This is a genomic window from Pseudomonas kilonensis, assembly GCF_001269885.1.
Taxonomy (GTDB): domain Bacteria; phylum Pseudomonadota; class Gammaproteobacteria; order Pseudomonadales; family Pseudomonadaceae; genus Aquipseudomonas; species Aquipseudomonas kilonensis.
The window spans coordinates 121216-143459 of sequence record NZ_LHVH01000031.1; the positions used below are offsets into that span (position 1 = coordinate 121216).

Annotated in this window: 18 protein-coding genes and 1 other RNA gene; 1 reads left to right on the forward strand and 18 read right to left on the reverse strand. The window is 62.1% G+C overall.

Translation table 11 applies throughout. From position 1 onward, the window contains the following. Positions 1 to 90: 90 nt before the first annotated feature. On the forward strand, positions 91 to 1587 hold the full coding sequence (locus AD662_RS23270) for a sensor domain-containing diguanylate cyclase (protein WP_018606106.1): 1497 nt from the start codon (positions 91 to 93) through the stop codon (positions 1585 to 1587). Between the two features lie 462 nt (positions 1588 to 2049). Here AD662_RS23270 and lpxC read toward each other — a convergent pair whose 3' ends face one another. From lpxC to rsmI, 18 genes are all read right to left on the reverse strand, one after another. Then, complete coding sequence (lpxC, locus tag AD662_RS23275) at positions 2050 to 2961, reverse strand: UDP-3-O-acyl-N-acetylglucosamine deacetylase (protein ID WP_003178240.1); 912 nt, start codon at positions 2959 to 2961, stop codon at positions 2050 to 2052. 112 nt (positions 2962 to 3073) lie between these two features. After that, positions 3074 to 4267 carry a cell division protein FtsZ gene (gene ftsZ, locus AD662_RS23280; protein WP_014340060.1) on the reverse strand — a complete coding sequence of 398 codons (1194 nt, stop codon included), beginning with the start codon at positions 4265 to 4267 and terminating at the stop codon, positions 3074 to 3076. Positions 4268 to 4365: 98 nt separating this feature from the next. Next, positions 4366 to 5625, reverse strand: a complete 1260-nt coding sequence (gene ftsA, locus AD662_RS23285) for a cell division protein FtsA (protein ID WP_003205342.1) — start codon at positions 5623 to 5625, stop codon at positions 4366 to 4368. 15 nt (positions 5626 to 5640) lie between these two features. Continuing rightward, complete coding sequence (locus AD662_RS23290; RefSeq protein ID WP_018606096.1) at positions 5641 to 6507, reverse strand: cell division protein FtsQ/DivIB; 867 nt, start codon at positions 6505 to 6507, stop codon at positions 5641 to 5643. 3 nt (positions 6508 to 6510) lie between these two features. After that, positions 6511 to 7476: a D-alanine--D-alanine ligase gene (locus AD662_RS23295; RefSeq protein ID WP_053189813.1), complete on the reverse strand. Its 966-nt coding sequence runs from the start codon at positions 7474 to 7476 to the stop codon at positions 6511 to 6513. Continuing rightward, positions 7473 to 8933, reverse strand: coding sequence for a UDP-N-acetylmuramate--L-alanine ligase (murC, locus tag AD662_RS23300; RefSeq protein ID WP_018606092.1), 1461 nt, complete (start codon positions 8931 to 8933; stop codon positions 7473 to 7475). The genes AD662_RS23295 and murC overlap by 4 nt, the downstream gene beginning before the upstream one ends. Then, the gene (gene murG / locus AD662_RS23305) at positions 8926 to 9996 is read right to left on the reverse strand and encodes an undecaprenyldiphospho-muramoylpentapeptide beta-N-acetylglucosaminyltransferase (protein WP_053189814.1); all 1071 of its coding nucleotides are present in this window, start codon (positions 9994 to 9996) and stop codon (positions 8926 to 8928) included. Before murG ends, murC begins: the two co-directional genes overlap by 8 nt. Further along, complete coding sequence (gene ftsW / locus AD662_RS23310; RefSeq protein ID WP_018606088.1) at positions 9986 to 11203, reverse strand: putative lipid II flippase FtsW; 1218 nt, start codon at positions 11201 to 11203, stop codon at positions 9986 to 9988. The genes murG and ftsW overlap by 11 nt, the downstream gene beginning before the upstream one ends. Next, positions 11200 to 12546 (reverse strand): UDP-N-acetylmuramoyl-L-alanine--D-glutamate ligase, encoded by a 1347-nt coding sequence (gene murD / locus AD662_RS23315; RefSeq protein WP_053189815.1) that lies wholly within the window; start codon positions 12544 to 12546, stop codon positions 11200 to 11202. Before murD ends, ftsW begins: the two co-directional genes overlap by 4 nt. A 5-nt stretch (positions 12547 to 12551) precedes the next feature. Then, positions 12552 to 13634, reverse strand: coding sequence for a phospho-N-acetylmuramoyl-pentapeptide-transferase (mraY, locus tag AD662_RS23320; RefSeq protein WP_014340067.1), 1083 nt, complete (start codon positions 13632 to 13634; stop codon positions 12552 to 12554). Further along, on the reverse strand, positions 13634 to 15001 hold the full coding sequence (locus tag AD662_RS23325) for a UDP-N-acetylmuramoyl-tripeptide--D-alanyl-D-alanine ligase (protein WP_018606081.1): 1368 nt from the start codon (positions 14999 to 15001) through the stop codon (positions 13634 to 13636). The genes mraY and AD662_RS23325 overlap by 1 nt, the downstream gene beginning before the upstream one ends. Further along, positions 14994 to 16457, reverse strand: coding sequence for a UDP-N-acetylmuramoyl-L-alanyl-D-glutamate--2,6-diaminopimelate ligase (locus AD662_RS23330; RefSeq protein ID WP_053189816.1), 1464 nt, complete (start codon positions 16455 to 16457; stop codon positions 14994 to 14996). Before AD662_RS23330 ends, AD662_RS23325 begins: the two co-directional genes overlap by 8 nt. After that, positions 16457 to 18196: a peptidoglycan D,D-transpeptidase FtsI family protein gene (locus tag AD662_RS23335; RefSeq protein WP_018606077.1), complete on the reverse strand. Its 1740-nt coding sequence runs from the start codon at positions 18194 to 18196 to the stop codon at positions 16457 to 16459. The genes AD662_RS23330 and AD662_RS23335 overlap by 1 nt, the downstream gene beginning before the upstream one ends. Beyond that, entirely contained in the window at positions 18196 to 18489 is a 294-nt protein-coding gene (ftsL, locus tag AD662_RS23340) for a cell division protein FtsL (protein ID WP_003178214.1), read from the reverse strand. Before ftsL ends, AD662_RS23335 begins: the two co-directional genes overlap by 1 nt. Further along, positions 18486 to 19433: a 16S rRNA (cytosine(1402)-N(4))-methyltransferase RsmH gene (rsmH, locus tag AD662_RS23345; RefSeq protein WP_003205354.1), complete on the reverse strand. Its 948-nt coding sequence runs from the start codon at positions 19431 to 19433 to the stop codon at positions 18486 to 18488. The genes ftsL and rsmH overlap by 4 nt, the downstream gene beginning before the upstream one ends. Next, entirely contained in the window at positions 19430 to 19885 is a 456-nt protein-coding gene (gene mraZ, locus AD662_RS23350) for a division/cell wall cluster transcriptional repressor MraZ (protein WP_003205355.1), read from the reverse strand. The genes rsmH and mraZ overlap by 4 nt, the downstream gene beginning before the upstream one ends. Positions 19886 to 20194: 309 nt before the next feature. After that, positions 20195 to 20548: RNase P RNA component class A (gene rnpB / locus AD662_RS23365), an RNA gene on the reverse strand. Between the two features lie 74 nt (positions 20549 to 20622). Beyond that, positions 20623 to 21528 (reverse strand): 16S rRNA (cytidine(1402)-2'-O)-methyltransferase, encoded by a 906-nt coding sequence (gene rsmI / locus AD662_RS23355; protein ID WP_074849468.1) that lies wholly within the window; start codon positions 21526 to 21528, stop codon positions 20623 to 20625. Between the last annotated feature and the right edge of the window lie 716 nt (positions 21529 to 22244).

Below are 22244 nucleotides of genomic sequence, written 5' to 3' on the forward strand. Positions count from 1 at the left end.
CAATCAGCAAAAGGCCAGCATCTGGTTCATTGCCGGTTTGCAATCCTTTGGGACGGATCCCAGCCACATCACAATGCAGACATCGGACCCATGAGCGCGCGCAGTGCGACACCCGGCAACACCCCGTCTTCGATACGTTCCGAACGGGTACTCGTACTGGCCAGTTCGCTGGTTGTCATTGCCATCCTGAGCATCGTGACTTTCCTGCTGATTCGCGAACATGCCGCCGCACAACAGGCAGCGACACGTGCGGCGACCAATATCGTGCAACTGATTGACGCCGATGTGTTGCGTAACGTGGAGCTCTACGACCTGTCGTTGCAAGGTCTGGTCGCTGCTGCCAAACGCGACGACCTGGGAGACGTTTCGCCAGCGATTCGCCATCTGGCACTGTTCGACCGCGCCACCGCCGCCCCCTACAAAGGCGACATCCTGCTGCTGGACAAACGCGGCGATGTGATCGCTGACTCCGCCTCGATCACACCGCGCAAAGGCAACTATGCCGATCGGGAGTATTTCCAGTCCCATGTCCAGGATCCAAGCCCGGGCATGATGATCAGCCGCCCGTTCCGCTCCAGAAGCCATGCGCAGGACTGGCGCATCAGTTTCAGCTATCGACTGAGCGACGAACGAGGCGAGTTCATGGGCGTGGCCGAGGCCGCGATGCGCCTCAACTACTTCAACCAATTGTTCAAGAGTCTGAACATCGGTCATGGCGGTACGGTCAACCTGGTCAGCCGCGACGGGATTGTGTTGGCCCAGGAACCGCCTCTGGCCGACGACATGATTGGCAAGGATTTCAGCAACCGACCGAACTTCGTACGCATCCTGCGCGAAGGCAATGGCAGCTTTACCGGCATATCCAGTGTCGACCAGACCCAGCGCCTGTACACCTTTTCCCAGGTGGGCAACTTGCCCTTGATCGTCGTGGTGGCGCTCTCCTCTCAAGAGGTGTTCGCATCATGGCAACGCACGGCATTGTTGGTCAGTGGCGCTACCGGCGCGCTGTGCATCGGTTTGCTCTGGCTCACCTGGCTGCTGCGCCGCGAATTGCGACGCCGCTACAGAGCTGAACAGGAATTGGCTCAACTGGCATCCGTCGACTCCCTTACAGGACTGGCCAACCGACGAACACTGGACGAGACGTTGCAACAGGAATGGCTGCGCGCCCAACGTTCGGGGCAACCGTTGTCTGTCTTGATGATCGATGCGGATCACTTCAAGGCATTCAATGATCGCCATGGCCATCAACGGGGTGATGAGGCCTTGCGAGCTTTGGCGCAATTGATCGGCAAGCATGTTCGTCGCCCCGCCGACCTGGCAGCGCGCTACGGTGGTGAAGAATTCTCGGTGGTGCTGCCGGAAACCAGCACCGCCGGTGCGTTCACCATGGCCCAAAACATTCGCGACGCGGTTGAACAGTTGCCACCTGTGATCGAGGGGGGAGCGCCGATGACGGTGAGTATTGGCATCGCCACTTGGGTAAACGGGCCGTATGGCGAGCTCCAGCAACTTTTGTTCGCCGCGGACAAGGCGCTGTACCAGGCTAAGGCCAGTGGGCGTAATCGTGTGGTTTGCGCGATGTGACGCTTTCCCTGTGGCTGTAGGGCGCTTAATGTGGGTGTATATCCGTTTCTTCGGTAACGGCGGCTTAGGGTTCCGCCCTGACGGCGGGTCACTTTTGAGAAGCGCAAAAGTAACCAAAACGCTCTTGCCCCACCACTCGGTGCCTCGCCTAGGCTCGGCATGCCTGAACGAAGGCATTGCTCCGTGGGCCGCCGCGAAGGGCCATCCATGGCCCAGCGCGGCTAACCCGGCATCCATGCCGGAGTGAGGGCACACCGAGCCTTAGCGAGGTGCCGAGTGGTGGGGCAAAAGCGCTTTGGTTACTTTCGACTGGGCCGGCTTCCGGGCTTTTCGAAAGTGACCCGCCGTAAGGGCGGAACCATAAGCCGCCATTACCAAAATAACGGATATACACACCAAAAAAGCGCCCATAAAAAAAGGCCACCCAAAGGCAGCCTTCAAAAACTAGAGAGGTTTTTTTGCTTACACGGCCGCTACAGGGCGCATGTAAGAGATTGGCGCGGTGCTGGCGTCTTCGAACGTCACGACTTCCCAAGCATCTTTCTGCTCAATCAACTTGCGCAGCAGCTGGTTGTTCAGTGCATGGCCGGACTTGAAGCCCTTGAACTCACCAATCAGGCTATTGCCCAGCAGGTAGAGGTCGCCGATTGCATCGAGGATCTTGTGTTTGACGAATTCGTCTTCATAGCGAAGGCCGTCTTCGTTCAAGACACCATCGGAATCGACCACGATCGCGTTTTCAACACTGCCGCCGAGTGCGAGGTTGTGCTTGCGCAGGTACTCGATGTCACTCATGAAACCAAAGGTACGGGCGCGGCTGACTTCTTTTACGAACGAAGTGCTGGAAAAATCCACGCTTGCACTCTGGGTGCGGTCACGGAAAACCGGGTGATCGAAATCGATCTCGAAGCTCACCTTGAAACCTTCGAAAGGGACGAAAGTGGCGCGCTTGTCGCCATCTTCCACTGTCACTTCCCGCAGGATGCGGATGAACTTCTTGGCCGCGTCCTGTTCTTCCAGGCCAGCCGATTGAATCAGGAATACGAAGGGTCCGGCACTACCATCCATGATCGGGACTTCGGACGCGGAGAGCTCGACGTAGGCGTTATCGATGCCCAGGCCAGCCATGGCCGAGAGCAAATGCTCCACCGTATCCACTTTGGTGTCACCGTTGACCAATGTGGTCGACATAGTGGTTTCACCAACGTTTTCCGCGCGAGCAGGAATCTGCACCACAGGGTCGAGGTCGGCACGACAAAACACAATGCCGGTATCGATAGGCGCGGGCTTGAGGGTCAGGTAGACCTTCTCGCCGGAGTGCAAGCCGACACCTGTGGCACGGATAATATTTTTCAGGGTGCGTTGTTTAATCATGGCATGGGCCGCTTCAGCGCAAATTGCGAACTGGTATCAACAAAGGCTGGCGATGATAGCAGACCAGACCTTTGCTGAACACCAATCACCCGTATCCCCCTGATACATTTCATCAATCGGCCTGACGACGCAGGAAAGCCGGGATGTCCAGGTAATCCAGATCGTCTTGCGGATTCATCTTCGCGGCAGTCGCAGCACCGGCCTGGGCCTGGTTGCGCATGACGGTCGGACGGTCCAGGTCACGGTAGTTCACCGCAGGCGCTTCCTGACGCGAAGCCACTTGTTGCTGCGGTTGCGAAGCCATGGAAGTGTGAACGGTGTTGTCGATGACCTTCACAGGCTTCTCGATTTTCGCGCCCAGACCCGTGGCAACCACGGTAACGTGCAACTCGTCGCGCATGTCCGGATCGATAACGGTACCGACCTTGACCATCGCGTGCTCGGAAGCGAAGGCTTCGATGATGCTACCCACGTCGGAGTACTCACCCAGGGACAGGTCAGGACCGGCGGTGATGTTCACCAGGATGCCGCGTGCACCTTGCAGGTTCACGTCTTCGAGCAACGGGTTGCGGATGGCCGCTTCGGTGGCCTCGCGTGCACGGTTCGGACCGCTGGCGCAGCCAGTGCCCATCATTGCCATGCCCATTTCGCTCATGACAGTCCGTACGTCGGCAAAGTCGACGTTGATCATGCCCGGACGCTTGATGATGTCGGAGATACCGCGAACGGCACCGGCCAGTACATCGTCAGCCTTGGCGAAAGCCGACAGCAGGCTTGCGTCTTTACCGAGGATGGTCAGCAGCTTCTCGTTGGGAATGGTGATCAACGAGTCGACGCTTTCAGACAGCAGACGGATACCTTCGTCGGCGATCTGCATACGCTTGCGGCCTTCGAAAGGGAACGGACGAGTCACCACCGCAACGGTGAGGATCCCCATTTCCTTGGCCACTTCGGCGATGATTGGCGCCGCACCGGTACCGGTGCCGCCGCCCATGCCCGTGGTGATGAACACCATGTTGGTGCCTTGCAGGACTTCTGCGATGCGCTCACGGTCTTCGAGAGCGGCCTGACGACCGACTTCCGGGTTGGCGCCGGCGCCCAGGCCTTTGGTCACGCCAGTGCCCAATTGCAGGATGGTCCGCGCGCCGATGGATTTCAGCGCCTGGGCATCAGTGTTGGCGCAGATGAATTCAACGCCTTCAATGTTGCTCTTGACCATGTGGTTGACAGCGTTGCCGCCGCCACCGCCGACACCGATTACTTTGATAACCGGGCTAGCGGGGATGTTGTCTACGAGTTCGAACATTTTCCCTCTCCTTTCATTCTCTAGTTTTTTCGCCTACTGCGTTTGCTGCGTCTTCCCGCGCCAAGCCTGAAACTTGTCGCTTGAAGCTTTGAAACTGTTTAAAAGTTGCCTTTGACCCAAGCCTGGAGCCGCTCGAACAGCGGAGCCTTCGGCTCGTCGCTGCTGTAGCTGTCGCGGCTGCCGATGCCCGAAAACGAAATCCCGTCGGACTGTTTCTGCAGGCCGTACATCAACAGGCCCACGCCGGTGGAATAGATCGGGTTGCGGACCACGTCATCCAGGCCCTTGACGCCATGGGGCACGCCCAGGCGCACCGGCATGTGGAAAATCTCTTCGGCCAGCTCGACCGCGCCTTCCATCTTCGATGTACCGCCGGTCAGCACGATGCCGGCCGGGATCAGGTCTTCGTAGCCACTGCGACGCAGTTCGGCCTGGATCAGCGTGAACAGCTCGTCGTAACGCGGCTCGACCACTTCGGCCAGGGCCTGGCGCGACAGTTCGCGCGGTGGACGGTCGCCGACGCTTGGCACCTTGATGGTTTCGCCGGCACCGGCCAGCTTCGCCAGGGCACAGGCGTAACGGATCTTGATTTCCTCGGCGTACTGGGTCGGGGTGCGCAACGCCATGGCGATGTCGTTGGTCACCTGGTCACCGGCAATCGGGATCACCGCCGTGTGGCGAATGGCGCCTTCGGTGAAGATCGCGATGTCGGTAGTGCCGCCGCCGATGTCCACCAGGCACACGCCCAGCTCTTTCTCGTCGTCGGTCAGCACCGAGTAGGCCGAAGCCAGCTGCTCGAGGATGATGTCGTCGATTTCCAGGCCGCAGCGGCGCACGCATTTCTCGATGTTCTGCGCCGCGTTCACCGCACAGGTCACCACGTGGACCTTGGCTTCCAGGCGCACGCCGGACATGCCCAGGGGCTCACGCACGCCTTCCTGGTTATCGATCACGTAATCCTGCGGCAGGGTGTGCAGCACACGCTGGTCGGCCGGGATCGCCACGGCCTGGGCCGCATCAAGCACGCGCTCCAGGTCAGCGGAGCTGACTTCACGATCACGAATCGCCACGATGCCGTGGGAGTTCAGGCTGCGGATGTGATTGCCCGCCACGCCGACGAACGCCGAGTGGATCCGGCAACCGGCCATCAGTTGCGCCTCTTCGATGGCGCGCTGGATCGATTGCACGGTGGACTCGATGTTCACCACCACGCCTTTTTTCAAGCCGCGGGACGGGTGTGTACCGATCCCGACGATGACCAGCGTGCCGTCGTCCGCGACTTCGCCTACCAGCGCCACCACCTTGGAAGTGCCGATATCGAGACCGACGATCATTTTCCCGCTTTGCACGTTTGCCATGGGTCCTGCCTCTTCTTAATTCTTCGCGACGGCGGGTTCGGCCGTCGTGGGCGCTACAGGTTCCCGCCAGCCAACAGCCAGGCCGTTGGCGTAGCGCAGATCGATGCGCGCAATGTTCGTAATCTGTTCTTTGAGCGTCTTGTCATAGATGGCGATGAAGCGGCGCATCTTTTCCACCAGGTTGCCGCGACCGAGCAACAGCTCGATGCCCGGCCCCGAGCTGCCCGCGCCAGTGGTCAGGAACCAGCTGCCGCGCTCACGCAATTCCAGGCGCGCGATGGAGAAGCCCAATGGCCGCAACATCTGGCTCAACACCTGGTACTGCTGCATCACTTTCTGCTGGGCCCGCTGTGGGCCGAACAGTTGTGGCAAATGTTCATAGTTGGCCAGTTCCCGCGGCGTAAACGCCTGGCCCTGGTTGTTCAACAACGACTCGTCGCCCCAACGGGCCACCGGCAATTGTTCTTCCAGGCGGATCGACACCTGGTCAGGCCACACCCGCCGGACTTCGGCGTGGGCGATCCAGGGCATCTGTTCCAGCTCCGTGCGCATGCCCGCCAGGTCGATGGTGAAGAAGCTCGACGCGACGAACGGAGCGATCCGCTGCTGCACCGCCTGCTGGCTGATGTAGCTCAGGTCACCCTGGACGTTGATCCGGGCGATCGGCCGGTCGGCATAAGGCAGCAACCGTTGCGCACCTTCATACGTGCCGAACCCCAGCGCCACCAGCAGCACCGGCCAGAACAAGCTCTTGAGAAAACCAAAATTGGCTTTCGGCAAGCGCGCCGACATCGGCTCTTTGGCCACCATTCGGCTGGCACCCCGCGGCACCGGCTTGCGACCGGGTGCGGATGGCTGATGACGAAGCGATGCGCCTTGCATGGCTTAACCTCTTGGCTCTTGATGGCCGACGCTGGCGGCCAGGATCGACAGCACCAGTTGCTGGAAATCCAGACCGGCGGCGCGAGCCGCCATCGGCACCAGGCTGTGATCGGTCATGCCCGGCGCGGTGTTGACTTCCAGGAACCAGAACTGCCCATCGGCGTCCTGCATCACGTCTGCCCGGCCCCAACCGGCGATACCCAGCGCCTCACAGGCCTTGGCCGTGAGGTCCATCAGTTGTTTTTCCTTGGCGGCGTCCAGCCCGCAGGGAATGCGGTACTGGGTATCGTTGGCGACGTACTTGGCGTCGTAGTCGTAGAACGTGTGGGGCGTGCCCAGCGCAATCGGGGGCAACACCTGGTCACGCAGGGTGGCGATGGTGAACTCGGGACCGGAGATCCATTGCTCGACCAACACTTGCGAATCGTAGGAACTGGCGTCTTTCCATGCCGCGGTCAACTCAGGCAGCGAATTCACTTTCGCCATGCCGATACTTGAACCTTCATGGGCCGGTTTGACGATCAAAGGGAAGCCCAGTTCCGTGGCCGCCGAAATACAATCGGCCTCGGAAGCCAGCACGGCGTGGCGTGGCGTCGGAATGCCGAGGCTGTGCCAGACCTGCTTGGTGCGCAGCTTGTCCATCGCCAGGGCGGAGGCCAGGATGCCGCTGCCGGTGTAGGGAATGCCCAGGCATTCGAGCAGGCCTTGCATGCTGCCGTCTTCGCCACCGCGACCGTGCAGGATGATGAACGCGCGGTCGATCTTTTCGCTCAGCAGGCGCTGCAGGAAATCATCGCCCACGTCGATGCCGAATGCGTCGACACCGGCGCCTTGCAGGGCTTGCAGCACGGCGTTGCCGGACTTGAGGGAGACCTCGCGCTCGGCGCTCTTGCCACCGAACAGCACGGCAACGCGGCCGAAGGCTTTCGGATCAAGGGTCGAGACCAGGTTGGCATAGGCAGCAATCATTTCAGTTTCCCCTCGCTGGCGGCCACGATTGCCCCGGCGAATAACGGACTGTTCAACAGTTTCGGGGCCAGGCCTCCGATGTCACCGGCACCCTGGCACAGCAGGATGTCGCCGGCGCGCAGCAGCGGCTTGACCAGCGGCGCGAGGTCCACGCCGCGTTCGATGTAGATCGGGTCCAACTGGCCGCGCTGGCGAATGCTGTGGCACAGCTGGCGGCTGTCGGCCCCCGGGATCGGCTCTTCACCGGCCGGATAGACTTCCATCAACAGCAGCACATTGGCGTCGGCCAGCACCTGGACGAAATCGTCATACAGGTCGCGGGTGCGGCTGTAGCGGTGCGGCTGGTAGACCATCACCAGGCGGCGTTCCGGCCAGCCACCGCGCACGGCCTTGATCACCGCGGCGACTTCAGTCGGGTGGTGGCCGTAGTCGTCCACCAGCATCACGTTGCCGCCGTCCACCGGCAGTTCGCCGTAGACCTGGAAGCGTCGGCCCACACCCTGGAAGCCGGACAGGCCCTGGACGATGGCTTCATCGCTGACGCCTTCGTCGGTGGCGATGCAGATGGTCGCCAAGGCATTCAGCACGTTGTGGTTGCCGGGCATGTTCACCGACACGTCCAACGGTTCGTGATCCGGGCGCAACACGGTGAAGAACGTTTGCATGCCCTGCTGGCGCACGTTGATGGCGCGTACGTCGGCGTCTTCGCCAAAGCCATAGGTCACGGTCGGACGCTTGATCAGTGGCAGGATTTCGCGCACCACCGGATCGTCCAGGCACACCACCGCCAAACCGTAGAACGGCAGGTTGTGCAGGAACTCGACGAAGGTTTTCTTCAGTTTGTTGAAGTCACCGTCGTAGGTCGCCATGTGGTCGGCGTCGATGTTGGTGACCACGGCCACCAGCGGTTGCAGGTGCAGGAAACTCGCATCGCTTTCGTCGGCTTCGGCGATCAGGTAGCGGCTGGTGCCCAACTGGGCATTGGTGCCCGCGGCATTCAGACGGCCACCGATCACGAACGTCGGGTCCAGGCCACCGGCCGCGAACACCGAGGCGATCAGGCTGGTGGTGGTGGTCTTGCCGTGGGTACCGGCGACGGCGATGCCGTGGCGATAGCGCATCAGCTCAGCCAGCATCTCGGCCCGTGGTACCACGGGAATACGGCGCTCCAGGGCAGTGGCGACTTCCGGGTTGGAAGTGTTCACAGCGCTGGAAACCACCAGCACGTCGGCATTGGCGGCGTTCTCGGCACGGTGGCCGATAAAGATCTGCGCGCCGAAGGACTCCAGGCGCTCGGTGACCGGGGAGGCCTTCAGGTCGGAACCCGAGACCTGGTAACCCAGGTTCAGCAGCACCTCGGCGATCCCGCACATGCCCACGCCGCCGATACCGACGAAGTGGATGCGGCGGATACGGCGCATTTCCGGTTGCGGCATGGCTTTGCGATTCTCAACCATGGGCCACCTCCAGGCAGGTATCGACCACTTGGGTCGTGGCATCGGGTTTGGCCAGGCGACGTGCGGCGCGGGCCATGTCTTCAAGTCGTTGCGGCTGCATCAAAACCTCTGTCAGGCGGGCGGCAAGATCCGCGGCGCCAGTCGTTCTTTGCGGCATCAGGAAGGCAGCGCCTTCACGGGCCAAATAATCGGCGTTACGGGTCTGGTGATCGTCAATGGCGTGAGGCAAAGGCACGAGCATCGAGGGCAGACCGGCGGCAGCCAGTTCACTGATGGTCAGCGCGCCTGCGCGGCAGACCACCAGGTCGGCCCAGCCATAGGCTTGGGCCATGTCGTTGATGAAGGGCTGCACTTGCGCCTCGACGCCGGCGGCGCGGTAGCGCTCGGCAGTCACTTCATCGTGTTGTTTGCCGGCCTGGTGAAACACTTCCGGGCGCAGTTCGGGGGCGACCTGCGACAGGGCTTCGGGCAGCAATTTGTTCAACGGTTCTGCCCCCAGGCTTCCGCCCAGGACCAGCAAATGCGCCTTGCGTCCAGCCAGGGCTGGGCGCGGTGTATCGAAAAACAGCTCGGCACGCACCGGATTACCGGTGGTACGGCGGCTGCCCGACAGGGTAAAGGTGTCGGGAAAGGCTTCACAGACCCGGGCGGCCAACGGCACCAGTAACCGATTGGCGGTACCGGCCACGGCGTTCTGCTCGTGGACGATCACCGGCACACCGGCCAGTTTTGCCGCAACGCCGCCAGGACCGGTCACATAACCACCGAAGCCCACCACGCACACCGGCCGCAAGCGACGGATGATCGCCCGTGCCTGCCAGATCGACTTGAGCAGCATCAGCGGCGCCTTGAGCAACGACAGCTTACCCTTGCCCCGCAGGCCGCTGGCGTTGATCCGGTGCAGTTCGAGGCCGGCGCCGGGTACCAGTTCGTTCTCGATCCCCCGCGGCGTGCCCAGCCAGTGCACGGTGTAGCCGCGCGCCTGGAACTCGCGGGCACAGGCCAGCGCCGGGAAGACATGCCCGCCGGTGCCGCCGGCCATGATCAGCACGTTAGCGCCCATGAGTCGGCTCCTCGGCGAAGTCGCTCTCCTGGAATTCCATCTCTTCGCTGCCCAAGTGGGTTCGACTCTCCCATTCGATGCGCAGCAACAGCCCGAGGCAGGCACAGCAGATCACCAGGGAACTGCCGCCATAACTGAGGAACGGCAGCGTCAGGCCCTTGGTCGGCAACAGGCCGACGTTCACGCCGATGTTGATCAGGAACTGGCCGATCCACAGGAACGACAGGCCATACGCCACGTAGGCGGCAAAAAACTGCTTGGCCTTCTCGGCCCACAAGCCGATGTACATGCCGCGCACGCAGACGAACACGAACAGGGCAACGGTGCACAAGGAACCCACCACCCCCAGCTCTTCGGCCAGGACCGAGAACACGAAGTCGGTGTGGGCTTCCGGCAGGTAGAACTGCTTCTGCACGCTGTTGCCCAGGCCCACGCCCAGCCATTCGCCGCGACCGAAGGCAATCAGTGCCTGGGTCAATTGATAGCCGGAACCGAACTGGTCGGCCCACGGATCGGTAAAGGTGATCAGGCGCGCCATCCGATACGGTTGCGCCTGTACCAGCACCGTCACGGCCCCCACCGCCAGCGCGACCATCAGGGTAAAACGGAACAGTCCGACGCCACCCAGGAACAACATGGCCGCCGCCGCGCCCATCATCACCACCGTGGCGCCGAAGTCCGGCTCCATCAGCAGCAGGCCCGCCATCGGCAGCAACACGATGAACGGCTTGAAGAAACCCATCCAGCTCTCGCGCACTTCCTTCTGGCGACGCACCAGATAACCGGCGAGGTAGATCACCACGAAGACCTTGGCGATCTCCGACGGCTGAACGTTGAAGAAGCTGAAGCCGATCCAGCGCATGGAACCGTTGACCTCGCGGCCAATACCCGGCACCAGCACCATCACCAACAGACCGAAGGCACCGAGCAGCATCAGCCAGCCGAGGCGTTGCCAGGTGGCGATCGGCACCATCATGGTGACGATGCAAGCGCCCAGGCCGATCAGCAGGTAAATCAGGTGGCGGATCATGTGGTAAAGGGTGTTGCCCGACTGCACGGCTGCCACTTCCGACGACGCGGAGGTGATCATCACCAGGCCCAGGCCCAGCAAGGCCAGGCAACCGGCGAGCATCGGGAAATCCAGGTCGATGCCACGCCCGGTAATCAACGGCGACGGGTACGGCTTGATGATATTCAGCAGGCTCATGCCAAGTCCTCCGCGGCCCGGGCGAACAACTGCCCGCGCTCTTCGTAGTTCTTGAACATGTCGAAACTGGCGCAGGCCGGTGACAGCAGCACCGCATCGCCTGGTTGCGCAAGGGCGCGGCACTGTTGCACCGCCTCGTCCAGCGAACCAACCCGAACCAGCGGCACGGCATCGCAGAGCGCCTGGGCGATCAATTCACGGTCGCGGCCCATCAGCACCACGGCACGGCAGTTGGCCGCCACCGGGTCACGCAGGTCCTTGAAGTCGGCGCCCTTGCCGTCGCCGCCGGCGATCAGCACGAGCTTGCCTTCGATGTCCGCGCCCAGACCTTCGATGGCCGCCAGCGCGGCACCGACGTTGGTGGCCTTGGAATCGTTGTACCAGGCCACGCCGTCCAGGTCGCGCACCCACTGGCAGCGGTGTTCGAGACCAGCGAAGGTGCGCAGGGCCGAGAGCATGGCGTCGAACGGCAGGCCGACCGCATGCCCCAAGGCCAACGCGGCCAGGGCATTGGCCTGGTTGTGGGCGCCACGAACCTTCAGTTCACGCACCGGCATCAGGTTCTGGAATTCGAAGGCCAGGTATTTCTCGCCATTCTCTTCACGCAGCCCGAAGCCTTTGAAGTCCGGCACGCCCAGGCCGAAGGACCAGCACGGCATGCCCTCGCCCAACAACGGACGGGTCAGGGCATCCTGGCGGTTGAACACCACTTGCCGGGCACCACGGAAGATCCGGTGCTTGGCCAGGTGATAAGCCGGCAGGCCGCTGTAGCGGTCCATGTGGTCTTCGCTGACGTTGAGCACTGTCGCCACTTCGGCGCCCAGGTGGTCGGTGGTCTCGAGCTGGAAGCTCGACAACTCCATCACGTACAGCTCGACCTCGTCGCTGAGCAGGTCCAGCGCCGGGGTACCCAGGTTGCCGCCCACGGCGACGCGCTTGCCGGCCGCCGCGGCCATCTCGCCGACCAGGGTGGTGACGGTACTCTTGGCATTGGAACCGCTGATGGCAACGATCGGCGCCTTGGCGTTACGCGCGAACAGCTCGATGTCGCCGGACAATTTCACGCCACGGGCGGCGGCAGCCTGCAGGGCTGGAGTCGCCAGGGCCAGGCCGGGGCTCACGTAGAGCTCATCGGCGCGGCACAGGAACTCGACGTCCAGCTCGCCACAACGCACGTCCACCTGCGGATAGTCACGGCGCAGCGTGGCCAGCTCAGGCGGATTTTCCCGCGTATCGGCGACGGCAAACGACACGCCCCGGTTCGCCAGGAAGCGAACCAGGGACATGCCGCTCTTGCCGAGGCCGACAACGATGCGGAAGTGGTCAGAAGCGATCAGGGACACTCGTTCTACCTCAGCTTCAGGGTGGCAAGGCCGACCAGGACCAGAATCACGGTGATGATCCAGAAACGGACGATCACACGCGGCTCGGGCCAGCCCTTGAGTTCAAAGTGGTGGTGGATCGGCGCCATGCGGAATACGCGGCGGCCGGTCAATTTAAAGGACGCAACCTGAATGACGACTGACAGGGTCTCCATCACGAACACGCCGCCCATGATGAACAGGACGATTTCCTGGCGAACGATCACAGCGATGGTGCCCAGGGCCGCGCCCAGCGCCAGCGCGCCGACGTCGCCCATGAAGACTTGCGCCGGATAGGTGTTGAACCACAGGAAGCCCAGGCCGGCACCGATCAGCGCTCCGCAGAACACGATCAGCTCGCCCGCCCCCGGCACATAAGGGATCAGCAGGTATTCAGCGAATTTCACGTTACCCGACAGGTAGCAGAAGATCCCCAGCGCACCGCCGACCATCACCGTCGGCATGATCGCCAGGCCGTCGAGACCGTCGGTGAGGTTGACCGCGTTGCTCGAACCGACGATCACCAGGTAGGTCAGCACGATGAAGCCTGCGCCCAATGGAATGCTGTAGTCCTTGAGCATCGGCAGGATCAGGGTGGTTTCCACTGGCGAGGCGGCGGTCATATAAAGGAAGATCGCCGCGCCGAGGCCGAATACCGACTGCCAGAAATACTTCCAGCGACTTGGCAGCCCACGGGAGTTCTTCTCGATGACCTTGCGGTAGTCGTCGACCCAGCCGATGGCGCCAAAGAGCAAGGTCACCAGCAGCACGACCCAGACATACCGGTTCGCCAGGTCGGCCCAGAGCAAGGTGCTGATGCCGATGGACGAGAGGATCAGCGCGCCACCCATGGTCGGGGTGCCGGATTTGGACAGGTGCGATTGCGGACCGTCGTTACGAACCGACTGGCCGATCTGCAGGTTCTGCAGGGTGCGGATCATCCACGGGCCCAGGAACAGCGACAACGACAGCGCGGTCAGCACACCCAGGATCCCGCGCAGGGTCAGGTACTGGAAGACCGCGAAGCCTTTGTGGAACTGTTGCAGGTACTCCGCTAGCAGCAGCAGCATTAATGTTTCTCCGTGGAGGCGCCGCACAGCGCCGCGACGATGTTTTCCATCGCTGCGCTGCGTGAGCCCTTGATCAATAAGGTGGTGTTCGGGTCCTGCTCGCCGCCCAGGGCCTGGATCAGTTCGGCCTGAGTGGTGAAATGCCGTGCGTGCTCGCCAAACGCGGCGACCGCATGGGCCATCATCGGACCGACCGCATACAGCGCGTCGACCTTGCCGCGCGCATAGGCACCGACGTCGTGATGCCCCTGTTGCGCCCACTCGCCCAGTTCACCGATATCCCCCAGCACCAATACGGTACGGCCGGAGAAACCGGCGAGGATATCCACGGCCGCGCACATGGACGACGGGTTGGCGTTATAGGTGTCGTCGATCACGCGCATGCCATTGCTGGCCAGTTGCGCGACGGAGCGCCCCTTGACTGGCTGTACGGCGTTCAACCCGGCGACGATGCCCGGCAGCGACACGCCCAGGGCATGGGCAGCCGCCGCCGCGGCCAGGGCGTTGGCAACGTTATGGGTGCCGAGCAGGTTCAATTGCACCCGCTCGGCGCCATCCGGGCTGTGCAGGTTAAAGGCCGGGCACCCGCGAGCGTCGCGGTCCAGGTCACTGGCGTAGAAATTCGCGGCGAGGTTGCTCAGGGCAAAGGTCAGCACCTTGCGCTCGCCCGCCCGGGTCTTCCAGATTTCGAAAGCCTTGTCGTCGAGATTCAGCACGGCGACGCCATCGGCATCCAGCCCCTCGATGATCTCGCCCTTGGCCTCGACAATTTTTTCCGGGCCGCCGAACTCGCCGACGTGAGCAGTCCCGGCATTGTTGAGTACCGCCACGTGGGGCTTGGTCATGCCCACGGTGTAAGCGATCTCGCCGAGCCGCGAAGCCCCCAGCTCGATGACGGCGGCACTGTGCTCCGGCGCCAGTTCCAGCAAGGTCAGCGGTACGCCGAGGTCATTATTCAGGTTGCCACGGGTCGCCAGCACCGGACCGCGGGTGCGCAGGATGCTGGCAAGCATTTCCTTGACCGTGGTCTTGCCGCTGGAGCCGGTGATGGCCGCGACCGGGTTGCCATACGCCGCGCGGTTCAGCGCGCCGAGCTGGCCCAGGGCCTGGCGAGTGTCGTTGACAAGCAATTGCGGCAGCGCGCTGTTGCTCACTTCGCGCTCGACCAGGGCCGCGACCGCACCTTTGCCCGCGACTTCGTTCAAGTAATCGTGACCATCGAAACGCGGCCCGGCCAAGGCGACGAACAATTGCCCCGGTGCGATTGCCCGACTGTCGATGCTGACGCCGTTGAAGGTGGCGTCCGCGGCGATGAGGCGCGCATTCAGGGCGTTGGTCAGTTCGCTGAGCTTCAGGGCTTTAAGCATGGGCCACCTCCCACGCGGTCAGGGCGTGATCGGCTTCCACCAGATCGGAGAAAGCATGGCGTTCGCCGTTGATTTCCTGATAGTCCTCGTGGCCCTTGCCGGCCAGGACGATGACATCGTCCGCCGAGGCGCTGGCGATCAACTGGGCAATGGCCTGGCCGCGACCAGCCACGAAGGTGACGTTGTCCACAGCCGCAAAACCGGCGCGGATGTCATCAAAAATCTGCTGCGGGTCTTCGCTGCGTGGGTTGTCGTCGGTGACCAGCACGCCGTCTGCCAGCCGCTCCACGACTTCGGCCATCAATGGGCGTTTGCCGCGATCACGATCACCACCGCAGCCGAACAGGCACAGCAACTTGCCCTTGGCGTGAGGTCGCAGGGCCGTGAGAACTTTTTCCAACGCGTCGGGGGTATGGGCGTAATCGACCACAACCAGTGGTTGAGTCCCACCGCCCAGACGCTGCATGCGACCGGCCGGGCCCTCGAGCTTCGGCAAGACCTTGAGAATCTCGTCCAGCGCATAGTCCAGGCCGAGCAAGGCGCCGATGGCCGCCAATACGTTGCTCAGGTTGAAACGGCCGAGCAAGGTGCTGCGCAAATGGTGCTCGCCCTGGGGCGTGACCAAGGTGGCGCGCACGCCTTCGTCATTGAATTGCGCCTGGCGTACATAAAGGTAGGCGCTGGCATCTTCCAGGCTGTAGGTGATCAACCGCGACTCGCGTTTTTCGGCAGCCAGTTGCCGACCGAATTCGTCATCGAGGTTGATGACCCGGCATTTCAAATCATTCCAAGCGAACAGCCTGGCCTTGGCTTCGCCGTAGGCCTGCATGGTGCCGTGGTAATCCAGATGATCCCGGGACAGGTTGGTCAACACCGCGACATCGAACGCCAGCGCGGTCACACGGCCCTGGTCCAAACCATGGGAAGAGACTTCCATCGCAACGGCCTTGGCACCGGCCTTTTTCAGGTCTGCCAGGGTCGCTTGCACGGCAATCGGGTTCGGCGTGGTGTGCAGGCCGCTTTCCAGCGCGCCATGGAAGCCGTTGCCCAAGGTGCCGACAATGCCGCAATGCTGGCCGAGCAGGTCCAGGGCCTGGGCCACCAGTTGGGTCACGCTGGTCTTGCCGTTGGTACCGGTCACGCCCACCAGGTTCAGGTGGCGGCTCGGGTCGCCATAAAAACGCCCGGCGATGTCCGACAGCTGCGCCGCCAGGCCCTTGACCGGAATCAGCGGAACGTCGGTGATCGGCAGCACGGTCGCGCCGTGCACTTCATACGCCACGGCAGCCGCGCCACGCTTCAGGGCGTCGGCGATATGGTCGCGACCATCGAAACGCGCACCCGGCACCGCCAGGAACAAGTCCCCGGCACGGACATTGCGGCTATCCAGGGCCAGTTCGCGGATCAACAGATCGTGACCGGCGTGGGCAAAAATCTTGTTCAGGCTCAGGGACATCAGCCACGCCCTCCTTCGGCTTTCAGGGGAACGACCGGTGCGGTATTGGCCTGCTGGGTCGGCGGCAGGTTGTCCGGGGTAATGTTCATCAGGCGCAGGGTGCCGGACATCACTTTGCTGAACACCGGCGCCGAGACCAGGCCACCGAAGTAGCCCGCCTTGCTCGGTTCGTCGATGACCACGACGATGGCGTAGCGCGGGTCGCTCATCGGGCCGAAGCCGGCAAACAGCGAACGGTAGGAATTCTCGGCGTAGCCTTTGGTGCCCACCGAGGTTTTACGGGCCGTACCCGATTTGCCTGCCACGTGATAGGCCGGGACCTGGGCGCGATAGACACCGCGCGGCGCTTCGATCACTTGTTGCAGCATGCCCTGCATGGTCTTGGCGACATCCTCCGGGATCACCTGGGTGGTCTGCGGCGCCTTGTCGGTCTTGATCAGGGTCAGCGGTGCCATCCGCCCGTTGTTCGCTAGCGCGGAAAACGCGTGGACCAACTGGATCGCGGTCACGGAAACACCGTAGCCGTAGGACAACGTGGCGGTTTCAGCCTTGCGCCAGTCGCGGTAGTTCGGCAGGTTGCCGACACGCTCGCCCGGGAAGCCCAGGCCGGTGTCCTGGCCGAGGCCGATTTTCTGGGCCAGGCGATAGATCGCCTCGCCGCCGATATCGAAGGCAATCTTGCTCATGCCGACGTTACTGGAATTGATCAGGATGCCGGTCAGGTCGAGCACCGGGCCTTCGGTCTTGGACACGTCACGAATGGTGTACTTGCCGATCTGCAGGGTGCCCGGATACACCTCGACGGTGTCGCTCGGTTTCCAGCGCCCGGTTTCCAGGGCCGCGGCCATGGACACGGCTTTCATGGTCGAACCGGGCTCGAACACGTCGATCATCGCGCGGTTGCGCATCATCGCCGGTTGCAGGTTGCGACGGTTGTTCGGGTTGTAGGTCGGCTGGTTGACCATCGCCAGGATCTCGCCGCTCTTCACGTCCATGATCACCAGGCTGCCGGCCTTGGCACCGTTCTCGACGATGGCATTGCGCAGTTCACGGTTGGCCAGGTATTGCAGGCGCAGGTCAATGGACAACGCCAAGGGCTTTCCGGCCTTGGCGTTTTTGGTGACTTGGACATCCTTGATCAGCCTGCCGCGCCGATCCTTGATGACCTGGCGCTTACCGGCGACCCCGGCGAGCCATTCGTCATAGGCCAGTTCGACACCTTCGCGCCCTCGGTCATCAATGTCGGTAAACCCGACCATGTGGGCGGTGACTTCACCGGCCGGGTAGAAACGCCGGAACTCTTCAATGCCGTAGACACCAGGCACTTTCAGATCGAGCACGCTCTGGCCTTGCTCGGGCGTCAACCCGCGCACCAGATAAATGAATTCCTTGTTGGCCTGGGCTTCGAGGCGCTCGGCCAGGGCCTTGGGATCCTGCCCGAGGGCAGCGGCCAGTGCTGGCCATTTTTCCTTGGCCTGCTGCATTTCCTTGGCGTTGGCCCACAAGGTGGTCACCGGGGTGCTCACGGCCAGGGGTTCGCCATTGCGGTCGGTGATCAGGCCACGGTGAGCCGGGATCGGAATATGCCGCACACTGCGGGCATCGCCCTGCCCCTTGAGGAAATCACGGTCGACGACCTGCAGGTCGATGATGCGCCATGAAATCGCCGCCACCATGATCCCGAGCAAGCCCAGGACCAGACGGAACCGCCACGGGAACAGCGCCCCTTCGAGTTTCATCATGGCGCCACCATCTGCACTTCGGCGGCGCCGGGAATGCGCATTTTCAGCTGCTCGGTGGCCAAGACTTCGATACGGCTATGGGCGGTCCAGGTGCTCTGCTCCAGGATCAACCGGCCCCACTCGGCCTGCGCCTTGTCGCGCACGCTCAGTTCGTTGTAGAGGGTATTGAGAAGCTGCCGGTTCCAGTGCGCGCTATAGGACACGGCGATGGCCGACACGAGCACGCCGATAAACAGCAGCAGCATGAAAAAGCTGCCGCCTGGCAGTGGCTTGGCGAAGAGCTTGCTCACCGCAACTTCTCCGCGACACGCATGACGGCGCTACGGGCACGTGGGTTGGCCTTGAGTTCAGCCTCGGAGGCGAACTGCGCTTTGCCATGGATCTTGATTTTTGGCACGAAGGCTTCGAAACGCACCGGCAGGTTGCGCGGCAGGTTATCGGCTTCGCCCTTGGTGAGTTTGCGCATGAACAGCTTGACGATGCGGTCTTCCAGGGAATGGAAGCTGATCACCACCAGCCGACCGCCGATCTCCAGCGCTTCAAGCGCTGCTTCGAGACCGACTTCCAGATCGCCCAACTCGTTATTGACGTGGATGCGCAAGCCCTGGAAAGCACGGGTCGCCGGGTTCTTGCCCTTTTCCCAGGCCGGGTTGGCAACTTTCAGCACCTCGGCCAGGTCGCCGGTGCGCTCGAATGGCTTGATATCGCGCCGCTCGACCACGGCACGGGCCATGCGGCCGGAGAAACGCTCTTCACCGTATTCCTTGAAGACACGGGCGATTTCTTCCACCGGGGCAGTGTTGACGAATTCGGCGGCGCTGATGCCTCGGGACGGGTCCATGCGCATGTCCAGCGGGCCGTCATTGAGGAAACTGAAGCCGCGCTCCGGGTCGTCCAGTTGTGGCGAAGACACGCCCAGGTCGAGCAGCACGCCGCTGACCTTGCCGGCCAGGCCACGCTCGGCGACTTCCGAAGCCAGCTCGGCAAAGCTGCGTTGCACAATGACAAAGCGGCCGTCTTCGGCCGCCAGCGCTTGCCCGGTGGCAATCGCTTGAGGATCCTTGTCGAATCCCAGCAACCGGCCACCCGGACCGAGCTTGCTGAGAATCAACCGGCTGTGTCCGCCACGCCCGAACGTGCCGTCCAGATAGCAGCCATCAGGACGTACGGCGAGAGCCTCGACGGCTTCGTCAAGCAGTACGGTGATGTGGTTAAAGCCGCTATCAATAGTCACAGGATCAAATCACGCAGTTCATCAGGCATGGCGCCCGGTTGTTGAATAGCAGCGAGGTCAGCGGCGGAAACCGCATTCCAGGCATCTTCGTCCCACAGCTGGAACTTGTTCAGTTGGCCCACCAGCATCGCGCGCTTGTCCAGCTTGGCGTATTCGCGCAGGCGCGGCGGCACCAGGAAACGACCGCTGCCATCGAGTTCGAGGTCGACGGCATTACCGATCAGCAAGCGTTGCAAACGGCGGTTTTCTTCACGCAGCGAAGGCAGTGCGCGCAGTTTGGTTTCGATGATTTCCCACTCATCGAGAGGGTAAACACACAAACATGGGTCAACAGCGTCGATCGTGACGATTAACTGCCCCGAACTTCGCGAAACGAGCTCGTCACGATACCGGCTCGGCATGGCGAGACGGCCTTTTGCATCGAGACTGATAGCGTTAGCTCCGCGAAACACGTCTGCGTTTCTCCACTTTTTGGCGTTTTACCTTCAAAAAAACCCACTTCATGCCACTTTCCGCCACTTGCGCACACTATAGGAATGCGCCTACCGCACCGTCAAGGCGCGGATTGAAGGAAAAGCCTTATAGATCGGAGATTTAGGAGCGTTTCAGGAGGGGTAACAAGAATCTGACGTAGGAATTTTCGCCTCAACCCGAATGAGCACAGGAGGCTGCGCGCACAAGTTAAAGTGATTTGTTAAGAGTAAGATTTTTTTGGTATTAGGAACTGCGTCTGCCAGTGATTCCGGCAGGGAGGGAAAAAGGTGGAGAGTCGATCTGTAAGCCGGGTTCTGTCTTGAACAGTCATTCGTCTACGATGGCCATCACTGGACATCTTTAGCAACCTACCCGGTCCCAGCGCGGGCCACGCCTTGGGACCCTATTTGGTCTTGCTCCAAGTGGGGTTTACCTAGCCACGAACTGTTGCCAGACGTGCGGTGCGCTCTTACCGCACCTTTTCACCCTTACCGGCGCCGAAGCGCTTAGGCGGTTATTTTCTGTGGCACTTTCCGTAGGCTCACGCCTCCCAGGCATTACCTGGCACTTCGCCCTATGGAGCCCGGACTTTCCTCCCCCCCCTAATTTTCATAGAGGGCAGCGACTGTCCGATCGACTCTCCGCCGCGAAGGTTAACGGTAGAGCGCCTGAAGAACAAGCGCTAAAAGCCTTGGGCCAGCCCTGCGCCCTGCTTTCACTGACCCTTCTGTTTTTCCAGTGCGACCTGGTACAGCACGTTCTTGCGCTCACCGGTGATCTGCGCCGCAAGGGCCGCGGCGCGCTTGAGGGGCATTTCCTCGAGTAGCAGGTTCAGGATGCGCATCGCTTCGCTGCTGACAGCGTCTTCACTTTCCGGGGCTGTCCACCCAGCCACCAGGACGACACACTCGCCGCGCTGCTGGTTGCTGTCACCTTCGACGAAGGCTCGCAACTCGGCCAACGGCAAGCCCTTGAGGGTTTCGAAGGTCTTGGTCAACTCACGAGCCAGCAGCGCCGGGCGCTCGGCGCCGAACACCAGCTCCATGTCTTGCAGGCATTCCAGGATGCGGTGCGGCGCCTCATAGAAGATCAGCGTGCGCGGCTCTTCCTTTATGGCCTCCAGGCGCGCCCGTCGCCCCACCGCCTTGGCCGGCAGGAAACCTTCGAAGATGAAACGGTCCGACGGCAGGCCTGCCGCCGACAGCGCTGCGATCAATGCACAAGCCCCCGGCACCGGCACCACGCTGATGCCCGCCGCCCGAGCCTGACGCACCAGATGATAGCCAGGGTCGGAAATCAGTGGCGTACCGGCATCGGAAATCAGCGCGACATTATCGCCCGCCAGCAGCCGGGTAATGAAACGACTGCCTTCATCCCGTTCATTGTGTTCATGACAGGCCGCCAACGGCGTGGAAATGCCAAAATGCTGCAGCAGGCGCTGGGAGTGGCGCGTGTCTTCAGCGGCGATCAGCGCAACCTCCTGCAGGATTTTCAGCGCCCGGGCACTGATATCGTCCAGGTTGCCGATGGGCGTCGCCACCACATAAAGCGAGCCGGCAGCGGAATTCAAAGCACCTGGAGCAGTCAAGACACACACCTCATGATCGGTAAAAACCGCCATTGTAGCGTGTAGCGGCCGTCTCGGCTGTTCGCGGTAACGGGTAACCCGAGGCAATGCCGCTCACTGGAAGGTTACACAAGCCCTTGTGGTGAGGGAGTCCCCGCCGCGTCGCCGACGCTGCGCTGTCGCGCAGCAAACAATTATTCGGCCTCAGATAGGAGGTGCGCGCAGGACAGAGGCCGCAGTTATCACTGGCGTGTTCGCACCCGAGAGGGAGAGCGGCCCACACGGTATCGGCGTGGAGTCGTTGTTGGCATAGCATGCTGTGACCACGTATAGGAGAGTGAACCCTTTCGCCACTGTGTAGCCTGCGTCTTGGAATCTATTTAGAAGATCAGATACCTGAGTTTTTGAATAGGAGCTTGCGCACGAAGTCAGTCTGACAGTTGGCCAGGATTATGGCCGAGTACATATCCATCGCTGCGGTAACGGCCACTTAGGGTTCCGCCCTGACGGCGGCTCACTTTTGAGAAGCGCAAAAGTAAGCAAAACGCTTCTGCCCCACCACTCGGCACCTCGCCTAGGCTCGGCGTGCCCTCACTCCGGCATTGCTCCGTGGGCCCGCCGCGAAGGGCCATCCATGGCCCAGCGCGGCTATCCCGGCATCCATGCCGGGATGCCCACTGCGCAATGCCTGCGTTCGGCCAGCGTGGTTAACGGGGCGCCCGAGATCAACGTCCACGCCGAGGCGGCCTAGTAGCCGACCTGGCTCGTCC